Origin of the sequence: Polynucleobacter sp. MWH-CaK5 (assembly GCF_018687615.1) — a bacterium.
In the GTDB taxonomy this organism is placed as follows: Bacteria; Pseudomonadota; Gammaproteobacteria; order Burkholderiales; family Burkholderiaceae; genus Polynucleobacter.
The window spans coordinates 1,119,037-1,131,091 of sequence record NZ_CP061299.1 but is presented as its reverse complement, the minus strand read 5'-3'; the positions used below and the strand labels follow the sequence as shown (position 1 = coordinate 1,131,091).

Sequence of the window (12,055 nt, the reverse complement as noted above, 5' to 3'; positions counted from 1 at the left end):
GAGTGATGCATAAGACTGCAAGCTTGCACGGGTATTCCAAAACCATGGCCAATCCAATCATTTTTATTTACGGCATTGGTTTCTTTGTACTCATCGCCTTGGGTCTCGTTGCAACAGTTCTTGGTCCTGTTGACATACATTTTTTGAATGACTTATTCAGAAATGATGAGCCGGTACAAAACTACATCTTGTGGCAAGTGAGATTGCCAAGAATTTTGTTTTCGATGGTCATTGGCGCAAGCCTTGGATTGGCGGGAGCTTTGACACAAGGATTATTTCGTAATCCATTGGCAGATCCTGGATTACTGGGGGTCAGCAGTGGCGCAGCCGCAGCTGCTGCAGCGGCGATTGTATTTTCTGGGCATTTACCGTGGGTCATGCCTGAGGTTCTTCGTGTGTGGTTATTGCCCGGCGCTGCTTTCTGTGGCGCACTTGGTATTTGCTTTGCATTAGATCGTCTTGCAAGGTGGTTAACCCCTGGATCAGTGATTGGATTATTGCTCACTGGTATTGCGATCAATGCCTTAGTCGCAGCTTTCATTGGCTTGTCCACCTATCTGGCGAGTGATGAGCAATTAAGAAACTTATCTTTTTGGACCATGGGCTCATTGGCAGGGGCTAATTGGATGGTTCTTTCATTGATGATGTTTGTATTGGCGGTGGCATTTTTATGCTCACAAAGATTGACGCTTCAAATTAATGCTTTGTCATTGGGTGAGGCAGTTGCAGGTCAGATAGGAATCAATCTAAAGCAACTGCGCCAACGCATTATTTTGATGGTGGCCTTCTTGAGTGCTTGTGCAGTTGCTTGGTGCGGGATGATTGGCTTCATCAGTTTGATTGCCCCTCATATATCTAGAGCCATGGTAGGCCCTGATCATCGTCAACTATTACCACTGTCCATGTTGCTAGGTAGCTTGCTCTTGCTGTTGGCTGATACCTTGGCCAGAACCGTGGCCACCCCTGCAGAGATACCGGTGGGGATATTCACAGCATTGTTAGGGGCACCATTTTTCTTAAGCCTTTTAGCCAAGCATCGTAAGGCCTTGATTTGATTACTCAAGACCAACTTCTCATGTCTTTGAGTGAGGTCACTATCAAGGCTCGTAACAGCAGCTTGGGACCATTCTCATGCAAGATCAAAAAGAATGAGCGCATAGCCATCCTTGGTCCAAGTGGTGCTGGCAAATCAAGTTTGTTGCAAATCATGACTGGATTGCACAATCACACAGGGCAAATAGAGTTTTTATCAAAATCACTGAAGCATTGGAGCTTGCAAGAGCTTGCTTGTAAGAGGGCATTCTTACCCCAACAGCATGAGATAGCATTTAATTTATCCGGTGAGATGATCATTTCATTGGGAAGGGTGGCCAGAGAACATGACCCTCAACTAATTGAGATCATTCAAGAGTCAGCAAAAGCTGCTCGAGCTCAACACCTTTTGCAACGCTCATATCAAACACTTTCCGGTGGAGAAAAAGCCAGGGTTCATTTGGCCAGGATATTTGCTCAATTGTGGGATCAGCAAAATGGCATCCTGCTAATTGATGAACCCTTGGCTGCTTTAGATCCAGGTTTGCAGATTGAACTACTCTCATCTACCCTGAGCTTTTGCCAAGATAGATCGCATGCTCTTGTGGCTGTCTTGCATGATATTCAGCAAGCCATTCAGCATTTTGATCGCTTACTCTTGATCAAGGATGGTCAGATCATGGCAGACCTGCCGTCTCATCCCATACCAAAACATCAATTAGAAGATCTGTATGAGATGAGACTAGAGTGTATTGAGCGCCCAGGCAGAAAAGGCCTGCTGATTCCATGTGGTCAAGACTGTACTTACACAGGTTGATCAGAATCATGTCTCTCATTTTCAATAAGGCCTGTGAAGTTTATAAACCTTATCAACTGGTTGCTTTTCTGGTCACGGCGGTTCATGTGGCAATCATCTTGTTTGGATTATTTTCTTTTAATGCTCGCAGTGAGCGTGGGGCGCAGATCATGATGATGGCGTCACTCATTGATCATTCCTCTACTGACACATCAATCAAAACATTAACAAAAGTATCAAGCCCGATATCAACAACAGCACATTCTCAAATGAATGACGATCATCTTGAAGAAAAAAGGTCGGATGATGGTGTACAGAATAAACAGGAAGAGAATGATCAAGCTGGTTCGGCCCCAGTCACGATGCCCAATCCGTTTGCCAAAGGCTTGGATAACCCAAAGCCACCTTATCCTTTGATGAGCAGGAGGCTAAATGAGGAGGGCAAAGTTGTTCTGAATGTCTGCGTCAGTTTGACTGGCTTGGTAGAAAAGTTAAAACTAGAGAAAACATCAGGTTATCAGCGCTTAGATGATATTGCGCTTGAGACTGTCAAGAAATGGAAATTTATCCCTGCTAAAAACCATGACAGAGATATCAATGCTTGCTATCTCTTGCCAGTGCAGTTTATTTTGCGAAAAGACCGAAGCAAGCTGAATAGTTGATTACTTCTTTTTACAGGCTTTGCAAGAGCCGTACAAGGACAGAGAGTGATCAACCAAAGTAAAGCCTAGTTTTTCAGCGATCTCTTTTTGGCGTTTTTCAATAGTGGCATCAAAGAACTCTTCGATCTTGCCGCATTTAACGCAAACAATGTGATCGTGATGAGTGCCTTCATTTAATTCAAAGATGGCTTTGCCTTCGCCTTTGGCAGATTCAAAGTTGTTTTTTCTTAGAATGCCAGCGCCTTCAAATTGCATCAATACACGATAAATTGTGGCAATACCAATATCTAATTTTTCTTTGATGACTTCAAGGTAGATGTCATCAGCACTGAAGTGGCGATTAGGATTTTTATTGAAAAACTCCAAGATCTTTAATCTTGGTGCTGTGACTTTAAGTCCAGTTTCGCGCAGTTCTTCGGTAGGGCTTGTTTTTTTCATAGACCGCAATCCATTTGTAGATGGCTTATTTTACAGATAGTTCGACATATTAGTTGTATACCTCAAAGAAGCTTTCTTTAGGCAATTTTTACCAAATATTACGAAATGATCAGGGTCTTCAATACCCCCATAGTTCTTGGGAGGTCTGGGGTACATAAGAAAAAATTCTGATTAAAGAGTAAGCTACAGAGATGACCAGTTATTTGAGTAAATACCGTCGAATTAGCCTACCAGTCAGTGCATTCTTTCTGGGATTGATATTACTTTGTTCAAACGTCTCGATTGCATCAAATAATCACAATCAATCCTTGGTGGCTAAGAATATGACTCAAACGGAAGGTTTGGGTCAGGGTCGAATGACCTATTGGGGCTTTACTCTTTATGATGCCAAGTTATTTGTCAGTAAAGAGCCTAAAGGCGGTATTGCTCTGGATATTCAGTACCTGCGCAAATTTGAAGCGAATGCTCTAGTCAAACAGACTTTGGATGAGCTCAAGAATTTGGGTGTCAGTGAAACCCAAAGGGCTGAGTGGGCTGATCCATTGGCCAAGGCATTCAAAACAGTCAAAGTGGGTGACTCAATCACCGCGATTAGAAAGCCGGAAGGCAGTACGCAGTTTTTTTATAACGGACAGTTTGTCAGTGAAATTGCTGGAGAATCTTTCTCTCAAGCATTTTTTGGTATCTGGTTGCACCCTAAAACCAGCGCACCCCAATTAAGAAAAGTCTTATTGGGCCAATCTTGTCCGAGGGTTAATTTAGAGGCTTATTGTCATGATTAAATCTTTGCAACGTTTAGGAGTTTGTTTAATGGGTATTGCCTTGTTTGGATGTTCGAGTGTGAAGGTCAGTGAGTATGCTCAAGAGAAGCCAGCTTTGGACTTGTCCACCTACTTCAATGGCACGATTGATGCTCACGGTATCTTCACCGACAGAAGCGATAAAGTGGTCAAGCGATTCAAGGTCGTTATTGATGCCAAGTGGACAGTGCAGAACGGTCAGAAGGTTGGCGTTTTGGATGAAGCCTTCACTTATTCTGATGGCACCACGCAGCGTCGTGTGTGGACCCTCACAGAAATAGCCCCCAATCGCTACAAGGGAACAGCCTCTGATGTGGTTGGTGAAGCATTGGGCGAGGTTGCTGGTAATGCCTTGAACTGGTCATACACATTGGCATTGCCAGTTGATGGCAAAGTCTATAACGTTCAGTTCAATGACTGGATGTATCAAATGGATGACAAGGTCATGCTAAACAAAGCCAAAATGAGCAAGTTTGGAATTTATCTAGGTGAAGTCACTTTGGCCTTTTATAAACGCTAAGACTCAAGCATTCATTTTCAAATCATCAGGGTTCTATGAAAAAACTGATTAACTTCATTCAATTCCAAGCGGTTTGGTTTCTGTGTATTTTTGGCGCAGCCCATCAGTTTGAATTACTTGCTATCTTGATTTCTATAGGCATCATTGCTTGGGCTATTCTCACTTCAGAGCATCGCAGCCATGACTATATGATCGGCTTGATTGCTGTGATCATCGGAGTTGTTCTTGATAGCCTGCTGATAACTCAAAATTTAATTACTTTTACAACGGCCTATTGGACCTCGATGGCGCCATTGTGGATGACACCAATTTGGATTGCTCTGGTATTGACGCTTCAATCATCCATGAGCTGGTTGAGCGGTCGCTATTTACTTGCAGGAGTATTGGGTTCAATCAGTGGACCATTTGCCTACTGGGCTGGCGTCAGAATGGGGGCCGGTGTATTTACTGACTTTTATGTAGCTATGATTTGTTTATCAGTTCTCTGGTTAATTATTACGCCAGCTTTGTTTTATATTTCATCACTTTTAAAAGCGCGCCATGCCTACTCAAGCAACTAATTCAAAGCCAGCTTTGCTGGCGATTAAAGATATTCCAATGCATGAACTTGATGGTTGGGCCATCAGCGCTGATCAACTTTCGCTTCAAAAAAAGTTAATGTTCAAAGATTTCGAACAAGCTTTTGCATTCATGAAGAATTGTTATGAGCCAATTGAAGCGATGAATCATCATCCGGATTGGTCAAATGTTTACAGTACCGTGCATGTCACATTGAGCACCCATGATTCTGGTGGAATCACTCAGAAAGACATCATGTTGGCAAAAAAAATGGACCAGGTCTTGAAGGACCTGATCCATGACTGAGGCTTTTGAAATTAGCGTTTTGTTACTGCAACTGCCCAGTTACCACGTAAGGCGAAGTACAAGCCACCTGCCCATAAAAAGAGGTGGAAGTTGTCATTTAAAACTACATCCCATACGCTACTTGGCTTTGTGACCACCCAGATAACACCTGTTGTAATACAGCACATGGTGATACCGGAAAATCTGGTGATTAGATCGCCAAGCTCTGCGATAAATTTGATTTGACTGATACCAAAAATTGAAGTGAGGCCACCCACTAAAAGGCCAATGCCTGCGGCAATTTCACCGTAAATCACAACCCACCAGACCAAGCCTGGTAAACCAAAGGCTTCGCCACCCGTTGGGTCAAATGGTAGCTTGTTTAAGCCCTGCTGAATGAAGACAACTGCCAGTGGAACTCTGAGAAGCAGACTGCTCCAACTAAAGTCAGGCAATACTTTCCAGTAGTTTTGAATTTTTTCTTGCATACATTCCCCTTATACATAGTGCTAATTTGTTTTGATACTACAGGACATTTTGCAAAAATGCCTAACTGTTCTTTTGATTTAAAAGTAAGGTATCAATCCTGGAAGTCATAATATCCAATAAAACCAAGGGTTAACACTAAAAAATCACTGAATAATGATCTGGCTCAAATAAGTGTGCCTAGTTTTACCAAGGAATCTCTTCACCTTGATAGCTCAAAAACTTTCCGGAGTCGCTGGCTTTGACATTCAAGAGTACTTGCAACATATCAGAAGTGGCATCTTGTGGCGTTCTGCCAATTTGATCACCCTTGAAAGGTCTTGATAGAGCAGAGGCAACAGTGCCAGGGTGTAGTGCCAGTAAACAATGATTGGGCCTTAAGCGTTTTTGTTCAATGGATGCGGTTTTGATCAGCATATTCAAAGCCGCCTTCGAGGCGCGATAACTGTACCAACCGCCCAAGCGATTGTCCTCAATACTTCCTACTTTGGCAGATAGGCAAGCCATGACGCCAAACTCAGGATCTAATAGTGGAGCGAATGATTGCAAACACAATCCAGGTCCTAAGGCATTTAACTGCATGGTTCGCATGAACTGAGCATCATGTAAGTCAGCCAGTTTCTTTTCAGGCAACCAATCACCTGTGTGAAGAATGCCAGTGGCAACAATGATCAAATGAAAGGGGCCTTCATGAGACAGCTCATTGGCGGCCGCTTGAATACTGCTTGGATTCTCATAGTCAATCGATGGCATTGTTTGTCTACTCAAGCCAATCACTTTTGAGCAATTCGGCAATTTCTTTAAATGCTCAATGAATGCCTGACCAATGGATCCGCTAGAGCCAATCACCAAAGCATTGAATTTTTCTATTTGAGAGAGCATCGAGGATATTCTTAAACTGAATCAATTGTTAATGAGTGAATTGATCTAGTGTAACCATTCTTAAAGTTTTTATCTTTCGATTGATTGTTCGGGTGGTGTAAAGCTGCATAAGTCAGTAATATGGGGCAATACACTTCAAAATAAGCCCATTTATGCTGCTCACCATTGCTTTTATTTTCAATACACTCTTAGCCCTCTTGGTGATTTTGTTTCACTACGAAGTCTTGTTTCAGTTAGACAAACAATTACCCAAAGTCTCACATTTGCCTGCTCGCTTTAAAGTGCTTGTCGGGGCTGGAGCAATCTTCATTGCTCACGTTATTGAAATTTGGGTATTCGCTTTTGGCTACTTGCTTGCCTTGCAATTTGAGGGCATGGGTGGCTTGACTGGCATGGTCAGCGATCATGGTGCTTTATTGGATGCGGTCTACTTATCTTTTGTCACCTTCACAACCGTTGGTTATGGTGATGTGGTGGCACACGGTTATCTCAGGTATCTCACTGGTATTGAAGCTCTGTTAGGCCTCTTGCTCATCACCTGGTCAGCATCGTTTCTATTTTTAGAGATGCAGAAATACTGGACATCATCCAGAAAGTAAGGGTAGTGGATAAAGCGATGCTTTAGTCGTGAATGTAGTCAGGTAATTTAGCGCCGCAATTTCTGCAATATTGATCGGTAGCGCCATGCCCTTCAGACATACATTCTTTACAAGTTCTGGTGGTGATTTGTTCGGTGCGCGAGCTGGCTAATTCAGCGGTCACAATACCGGTCGGCACTGCCAAGGTTCCCCAGCCCATCAACATCATGATGGATGTGATGAACCGCCCCAAATCCGTTTTGGGCGTGATGTCACCAAAACCAACAGTGGTCATGGTGCTGATGGCCCAATAAATACTCGTTGGTATGCTGGTAAATCCATTGGCAGGCCCCTCAATCACATACATTAAGGTGCCTAAAACCATCACAATCATCAGAACACCTGATAAGAAGACGAATATCTTTCTCCTGCTGGCCGCCAAAGCTGCACCTAGGTGAACATATTCAGTGACGTATTCAGTGAGTTTGAACACTCTGAAGATACGGATCAAGCGTAACACTCGCACATCAATCAAGGCATGAAGTTCAGGGAAGAGCATGGCCAAGTAAGTGGGTAGTACGGCAATCAAATCGATGATGCCGTAAAAACTCTTGACGTACTGCATCCGATTTTGTGCGCAGTAAACGCGCGCAATGTATTCCAAACTAAAAATGATCGTGAAGAGCCACTCTAGGACTGACAGACTAAAGTGAAACTTTGATGAAATTGAATCTACGCTATCAATCACTACCACGACCAATGACAGCAAAATCAAATAAATCAGAGTTTTATCAAAGAGCTGTCCCGCACGAGTATCTGCCTCGAAGATGATGACGAAGAGTTTCTCTTTGAGTGTCTTCTTGGCTAATTGTTCGGACATCATGACAGGCCTTTTATTTTTCTGACATTGCTTTGTAAATACTTGGGAAGCAGCTGATGAAAATATAGCTGGCGTATTGTTCTGCTTGCATCTTATCTAAAGCATCGTAAATTTCTTCTCGAATCAGACCGATGTTGTGAGAGTCTGTTTTTTCAAGTGCATCGATCAAACGTTGCGCAATAGAGTCTTTTTCAATATCAATGCCATGCTTGATTTTAATGTCGGCTAAAAATGTGCCAAAGGTGCTGGCGAACTGCATATCAGCCACAAAGCCTTTGTGGATGCTCGGGTGCTGTTGTACCAATATGACAGCCTGTTTTTGGCAATCCTGGAAGACTGCGCGCATTTTAAGAAGAATATCGTCGTTCATGGAATTATTTTATCTTGGGAAACTGACCATCGACATATAGCCACTGTTTGTCTTCGTAAACAAACTCACTGATTTCGTGAAGACGATGTGCTTTGCCATTGATCTTATAAATGGCCACAAATTCTACTGTGGCACTCAAATGATCGCTGGCCTCATTGAAATGTTTCACAGTCAGCCCCATCCATTGGGTGGGATCTTGATTAAACAATGGTTCTTGCGGTTTGGTGGAGGGATGCCAAGTGCTTAACAAATAGGGTTCATTTTTTAAAACAAAGGCACTGTAACGTGAGCGCATCAATTCTTCGGCATTGCTGGCTAGTACTTTGCCATCATGAAATCTTCCACAGCATGTTTCATAGAGACCTTTGCCGCATGGACAGTTCATTGGTGATTCCTTCAAAGGCTTGGCACTTGAATCAGTTTGGCCAGTTCTTTGAGACGCTCAATGCCTGGTTCTTTTCTTGGCCAAACCAGTTCGACCCCATCATTTTTATATCGAGGCAATACATGCACATGGATGTGCGGTACAGACTGCCAGCCAGCATCTTTGTTTGCCTGTAAGAGGGTAATGCCTTCAGCTTTGAATACATCTTGAACAACGTGAGCAATGCGCTTGGCTACCAAGAATAGACGTTGAGTCGTTTCTTCGTCGACATCTAAAATAGTTTCATAAGGTTTTTTAGATGCTACGAGCACGTGTCCATCATTCACTTGCCCGGCATCCATGAAGGCAAACACGAGATCATCCTCGTACACCTTGGCGCAAGGCAATTCACCAGATAAAAGTTTTTCAAATATTGTGCTCATCACCAAACCTGCATTCTTGAGTAAGATTCGACTATATTAGGCTAATTCCTTGCGCATGATCAAAATCAAGACCATTCCCATGCATTTATTCGTTTACCTTCACGGCTTTAAATCTTCGCCAAATTCCAATAAAGCTCAATTGACCAAAGCTGCTATTGAGCAACGTATTGAATTGGGTGAGCAGATTACTTGGTACTGTCCACAGTTGCCTGCCTCTCCGCGTGAAGCAATTGAGATGGTACGTGACCATATTGGCGGTCAGACATTCAGTACTTTGTCTTTCATGGGGTCATCATTGGGTGGTTACTACGCCACCCATTTGGCTGAACAGTTTCCAAGTAGGATTAGTTTGCTGAACCCAGCCATTGAGCCAGCCAGAGATTTGGAAAAATACATTGGCGAACAGAAATCTTGGCATCAAGATGAGGTGTTTCATTTCTTGCCAGAGTACATTCAAGAGCTTCAAGATATCTATGTCAAAAACATCACCCAAGCAGAGCGGTATTTTTTGTTGGCAGCAATTGGTGATGAAGTTTTGGATTGGCGTGAGATGGTGAGTAAGTACCCCGGGGCCCAACAATTGATCTTAGAGGGCGGTGATCATGCCATCTCTGATTACCCCAATCATTTAAATCAGTTGATGGATTTTCACTTCACATCTTTTACGCATCTAAAGCCAACATAAGCAACTTTGGTATTTCTTGATTTGGTTGCTGTGGCCGATTCAATTTGATTCTCTGGACCGTACCACCAAGAGGCTCCTCGAGTGACTCTCTCGTTGCTTGGACCATCATCGACCCATTCCCAAACGTTGCCACCCATATCGTATAAGCCATTAACACCTGGCTGAGTGGTCATCACCGCCACATGGCCTGTGCCGCGATTAAGTACATTAGCAGGAGCAAGACCTTTTAGACCTGCACAGCCATTTAAACAATGCGAGTTTCGTGGGGTATCACCATTGGCGTAGGTGTAACGCTTGCCTTTGACAAATGGCTGTGGAGGAGTGGCCCGCTGCTCTAGAAAAGCCGCTGATGTCCATTCTTGATCCTTGGGCAGTCGTTTACCAAAAAATTGGCAGATGGCTTGGGCTTCATCAAAATTCAAATGAACCGCTGGCTCTTGATCTTTAGCTGGTACGCCAAAAGGTTGTAACCAAGTCCATCCTTTTTTACGAGTCCAGCCGTATTCATAAATAAAGCTACCACCTTCTTTTTCACCAGAACTGACAAACTTGGTTTGTTGAGCATAAAGTTTCACTGTGCCAATCGTCACTTCATGCAAGTCCCATTCAAGTTGTCCAATGCGAGTTGTTTTTTCTAAAGCAGTTGGTTTTGTTTGAGCGCTGGCTGCACTCATCATAGAAGTCATGAGTATGGCCAATAGACCACTAAATAGAGATATCTTTAAATGCTGTTGTTTGATTGGCTTCATGGTTTAAACCTCAGTCTTAATCTAGATGCGAGAAGTATCAAAAGAACAGCACCATAAATACTCACGGTGAAGTAATCATTTTTTCCGGACTTGTGCCAAAAATAATGAAGGATCACCAAGGGTGCTATCAAATAAATTAATTGATGAAGTCTGGCCCAGTTGCGCTTTAGTTTTTTAACAGCCCATTGATTGGAAGTCAGTGCCAGCGGTATGAGCAAGACAAATGATATGAATCCAACCGTGATGAAAGGGCGCTTGATCACATCCACAATCATTTCTGAAAAGATCAAACCGTGATCTAGCCAAAACCAAATTGAGAAGTGCAGGCAGGCATAGAAGAACACAAACAAACCCAGAGTTCTTCTGTATTGGATCAACTGATTAATGCCAGTAAGTCTGCGAAGAGGTGTAATGGCCAAGGTCAAGCATAAAAACACCAAGGCCCAGGTGCCCGTAGATCTTGTGATGAATTCAATGGGATTGGCTGTCAAATCCTCTTGGTAGCCCAGGACTATTAATCGGACCAATGGCAGTAAACCAATGCCGATCAATAATGCTTTCATCACTTAATAAAACTTCCGTAAATCCATGCCTTTATAAAGATGCGCCACTTGTTCAGCGTAGCCATTGAAAGGCAAGGTTTTGATCTTAGGTGCAAAGATACCGCCCTCGGCACCGATTCTTCTCTCGGTTGCTTGGCTCCAGCGAGGATGATTGACCTCTGGGTTCACGTTCGAATAGAAACCATACTCATAAGGAGCTGATACTTTCCAGCTCGTAGCAGGCTCTTTGTCGGTGATGCGGATTTTTACAATTGATTTGGCGCTTTTGAAGCCGTATTTCCAAGGCACATTGATACGAACTGGTGCGCCATTCTGATTAGGCAGCACTTCTCCATAAAGACCAAATGTTAAAAGTGCCAAAGGATTCATGGCTTCATCCAAACGCAAGCCTTCGGTATATGGCCAATTCAGCACACGACTATTAACGCCCGGCATTTGTTTTGGATCGGCCAAAGAAATAAATTCGATGTACTTTGCAGAACCTTGTGGTTCACTCGCTTTAATCAAGTGAGATAAGGAATAGCCAATCCAAGGGATGACCATAGACCATCCCTCTACGCAGCGAAAGCGATAGACTCGTTCTTCCATCGGAGCTAACTTGAGCAGAGCATCAATGTCCCAAACTTTGGGTTTGTTCACCAAGCCTTCAACGCTCACAGTCCATGGTCTTGTTTTTAAGGTGTGGGCATTCCGAGCTGGATCAGCTTTATCTGTTCCGAACTCATAAAAATTATTGTAGGTTGTGACATCTTTATAGCTTGTGAGCTTATCTGCCACGAAGAACTGTGGATTGACTTTGGCTGGAAGCTTTTGGCCGCTCTGAGCAAAAGCGTTTCTACTAAAAACTTCGGCTTGAGATAAGCCAAACGCACCCATCGCTGCCAATTTGATTAATTGGCGTCTTTTTTCAAAGATATTTTGAGGGGTAATTTCGCTGGCCAGGATGTCATGGTTATTTTTCATG

The 12,055-nt window shown here is 43.3% G+C and carries 19 protein-coding genes; 9 read left to right on the top strand and 10 right to left on the bottom strand.

Annotation, left to right across the window (positions count from 1 at the left end; genetic code table 11):
- Window positions 1–5: 5 nt before the first annotated feature.
- The 3 genes from GQ367_RS05685 to GQ367_RS05675 are packed head-to-tail and all read left to right on the top strand — an operon-like array spanning window position 6 to window position 2,490.
- Window positions 6–1,055, top strand: coding sequence for an iron ABC transporter permease (locus GQ367_RS05685; RefSeq protein WP_215289789.1), 1,050 nt, complete (start codon window positions 6–8; stop codon window positions 1,053–1,055).
- Entirely contained in the window at window positions 1,052–1,849 is a 798-nt protein-coding gene (locus GQ367_RS05680; protein WP_215289787.1) for an ATP-binding cassette domain-containing protein, read from the top strand. Before GQ367_RS05685 ends, GQ367_RS05680 begins: the two co-directional genes overlap by 4 nt.
- Window positions 1,850–1,857: 8 nt before the next feature.
- Window positions 1,858–2,490: an energy transducer TonB gene (locus GQ367_RS05675; RefSeq protein WP_215289785.1), complete on the top strand. Its 633-nt coding sequence runs from the start codon at window positions 1,858–1,860 to the stop codon at window positions 2,488–2,490.
- On the opposite strand, the gene fur is transcribed toward GQ367_RS05675, so the two are convergent.
- Window positions 2,491–2,928 carry a ferric iron uptake transcriptional regulator gene (fur, locus tag GQ367_RS05670; RefSeq protein WP_215289783.1) on the bottom strand — a complete coding sequence of 146 codons (438 nt, stop codon included), beginning with the start codon at window positions 2,926–2,928 and terminating at the stop codon, window positions 2,491–2,493.
- A 191-nt stretch (window positions 2,929–3,119) separates the two neighbouring features.
- On the opposite strand from fur, the gene GQ367_RS05665 reads away from it, so the two are divergent.
- Genes GQ367_RS05665 through GQ367_RS05650 form a run of 4 tightly spaced genes read left to right on the top strand, consistent with a single transcriptional unit; the run spans window position 3,120 to window position 5,112 of the window.
- Window positions 3,120–3,710 (top strand): chalcone isomerase family protein, encoded by a 591-nt coding sequence (locus GQ367_RS05665; RefSeq protein ID WP_215289781.1) that lies wholly within the window; start codon window positions 3,120–3,122, stop codon window positions 3,708–3,710.
- Window positions 3,703–4,248 carry a DUF3833 domain-containing protein gene (locus GQ367_RS05660; protein ID WP_215289779.1) on the top strand — a complete coding sequence of 182 codons (546 nt, stop codon included), beginning with the start codon at window positions 3,703–3,705 and terminating at the stop codon, window positions 4,246–4,248. Before GQ367_RS05665 ends, GQ367_RS05660 begins: the two co-directional genes overlap by 8 nt.
- Before the next feature lie 35 nt (window positions 4,249–4,283).
- Window positions 4,284–4,808 carry a DUF2878 domain-containing protein gene (locus GQ367_RS05655; RefSeq protein ID WP_215289778.1) on the top strand — a complete coding sequence of 175 codons (525 nt, stop codon included), beginning with the start codon at window positions 4,284–4,286 and terminating at the stop codon, window positions 4,806–4,808.
- Window positions 4,789–5,112, top strand: coding sequence for a 4a-hydroxytetrahydrobiopterin dehydratase (locus GQ367_RS05650; RefSeq protein ID WP_215289776.1), 324 nt, complete (start codon window positions 4,789–4,791; stop codon window positions 5,110–5,112). Before GQ367_RS05655 ends, GQ367_RS05650 begins: the two co-directional genes overlap by 20 nt.
- Before the next feature lie 11 nt (window positions 5,113–5,123).
- Here GQ367_RS05650 and GQ367_RS05645 read toward each other — a convergent pair whose 3' ends face one another.
- Together GQ367_RS05645 and GQ367_RS05640 are read right to left on the bottom strand one after the other, a co-directional pair.
- A complete protein-coding gene (locus GQ367_RS05645) occupies window positions 5,124–5,579 on the bottom strand; it encodes a DoxX family protein (protein ID WP_215289774.1) in 456 nt (151 codons plus the stop codon).
- Window positions 5,580–5,763: 184 nt separating this feature from the next.
- Complete coding sequence (locus GQ367_RS05640; protein WP_215289772.1) at window positions 5,764–6,459, bottom strand: SDR family NAD(P)-dependent oxidoreductase; 696 nt, start codon at window positions 6,457–6,459, stop codon at window positions 5,764–5,766.
- Between the two features lie 152 nt (window positions 6,460–6,611).
- On the opposite strand from GQ367_RS05640, the gene GQ367_RS05635 reads away from it, so the two are divergent.
- Window positions 6,612–7,058, top strand: coding sequence for a potassium channel family protein (locus tag GQ367_RS05635; RefSeq protein ID WP_215289771.1), 447 nt, complete (start codon window positions 6,612–6,614; stop codon window positions 7,056–7,058).
- A gap of 22 nt (window positions 7,059–7,080) precedes the next feature.
- On the opposite strand, the gene GQ367_RS05630 is transcribed toward GQ367_RS05635, so the two are convergent.
- Genes GQ367_RS05630 through GQ367_RS05615 form a run of 4 tightly spaced genes read right to left on the bottom strand, consistent with a single transcriptional unit; the run spans window position 7,081 to window position 9,094 of the window.
- Window positions 7,081–7,920 (bottom strand): ion transporter, encoded by an 840-nt coding sequence (locus GQ367_RS05630; protein ID WP_215289770.1) that lies wholly within the window; start codon window positions 7,918–7,920, stop codon window positions 7,081–7,083.
- Between the two features lie 10 nt (window positions 7,921–7,930).
- Window positions 7,931–8,287 (bottom strand): hypothetical protein, encoded by a 357-nt coding sequence (locus GQ367_RS05625; protein ID WP_215289769.1) that lies wholly within the window; start codon window positions 8,285–8,287, stop codon window positions 7,931–7,933.
- Window positions 8,288–8,291: 4 nt separating this feature from the next.
- A complete protein-coding gene (locus tag GQ367_RS05620; protein WP_215289768.1) occupies window positions 8,292–8,672 on the bottom strand; it encodes a YchJ family protein in 381 nt (126 codons plus the stop codon).
- Between the two features lie 11 nt (window positions 8,673–8,683).
- Window positions 8,684–9,094: an HIT family protein gene (locus GQ367_RS05615; RefSeq protein WP_215289767.1), complete on the bottom strand. Its 411-nt coding sequence runs from the start codon at window positions 9,092–9,094 to the stop codon at window positions 8,684–8,686.
- Window positions 9,095–9,173: 79 nt separating this feature from the next.
- Here GQ367_RS05615 and GQ367_RS05610 point away from each other — a divergent pair, with 79 nt between their 5' ends.
- Window positions 9,174–9,779, top strand: a complete 606-nt coding sequence (locus GQ367_RS05610; protein WP_371818522.1) for a YqiA/YcfP family alpha/beta fold hydrolase — start codon at window positions 9,174–9,176, stop codon at window positions 9,777–9,779.
- Here GQ367_RS05610 and GQ367_RS05605 read toward each other — a convergent pair.
- The 3 genes from GQ367_RS05605 to msrP are packed head-to-tail and all read right to left on the bottom strand — an operon-like array spanning window position 9,743 to window position 12,054.
- On the bottom strand, window positions 9,743–10,528 hold the full coding sequence (locus GQ367_RS05605; protein ID WP_215289766.1) for an SUMF1/EgtB/PvdO family nonheme iron enzyme: 786 nt from the start codon (window positions 10,526–10,528) through the stop codon (window positions 9,743–9,745). The two genes, GQ367_RS05610 and GQ367_RS05605, sit on opposite strands and share 37 nt — an antisense overlap.
- The gene (locus GQ367_RS05600) at window positions 10,525–11,091 is read right to left on the bottom strand and encodes a sulfite oxidase heme-binding subunit YedZ (protein ID WP_215289764.1); all 567 of its coding nucleotides are present in this window, start codon (window positions 11,089–11,091) and stop codon (window positions 10,525–10,527) included. The genes GQ367_RS05605 and GQ367_RS05600 overlap by 4 nt, the downstream gene beginning before the upstream one ends.
- Before the next feature lie 3 nt (window positions 11,092–11,094).
- On the bottom strand, window positions 11,095–12,054 hold the full coding sequence (msrP, locus tag GQ367_RS05595; RefSeq protein WP_215289763.1) for a protein-methionine-sulfoxide reductase catalytic subunit MsrP: 960 nt from the start codon (window positions 12,052–12,054) through the stop codon (window positions 11,095–11,097).
- Window position 12,055: the final 1 nt, after the last annotated feature.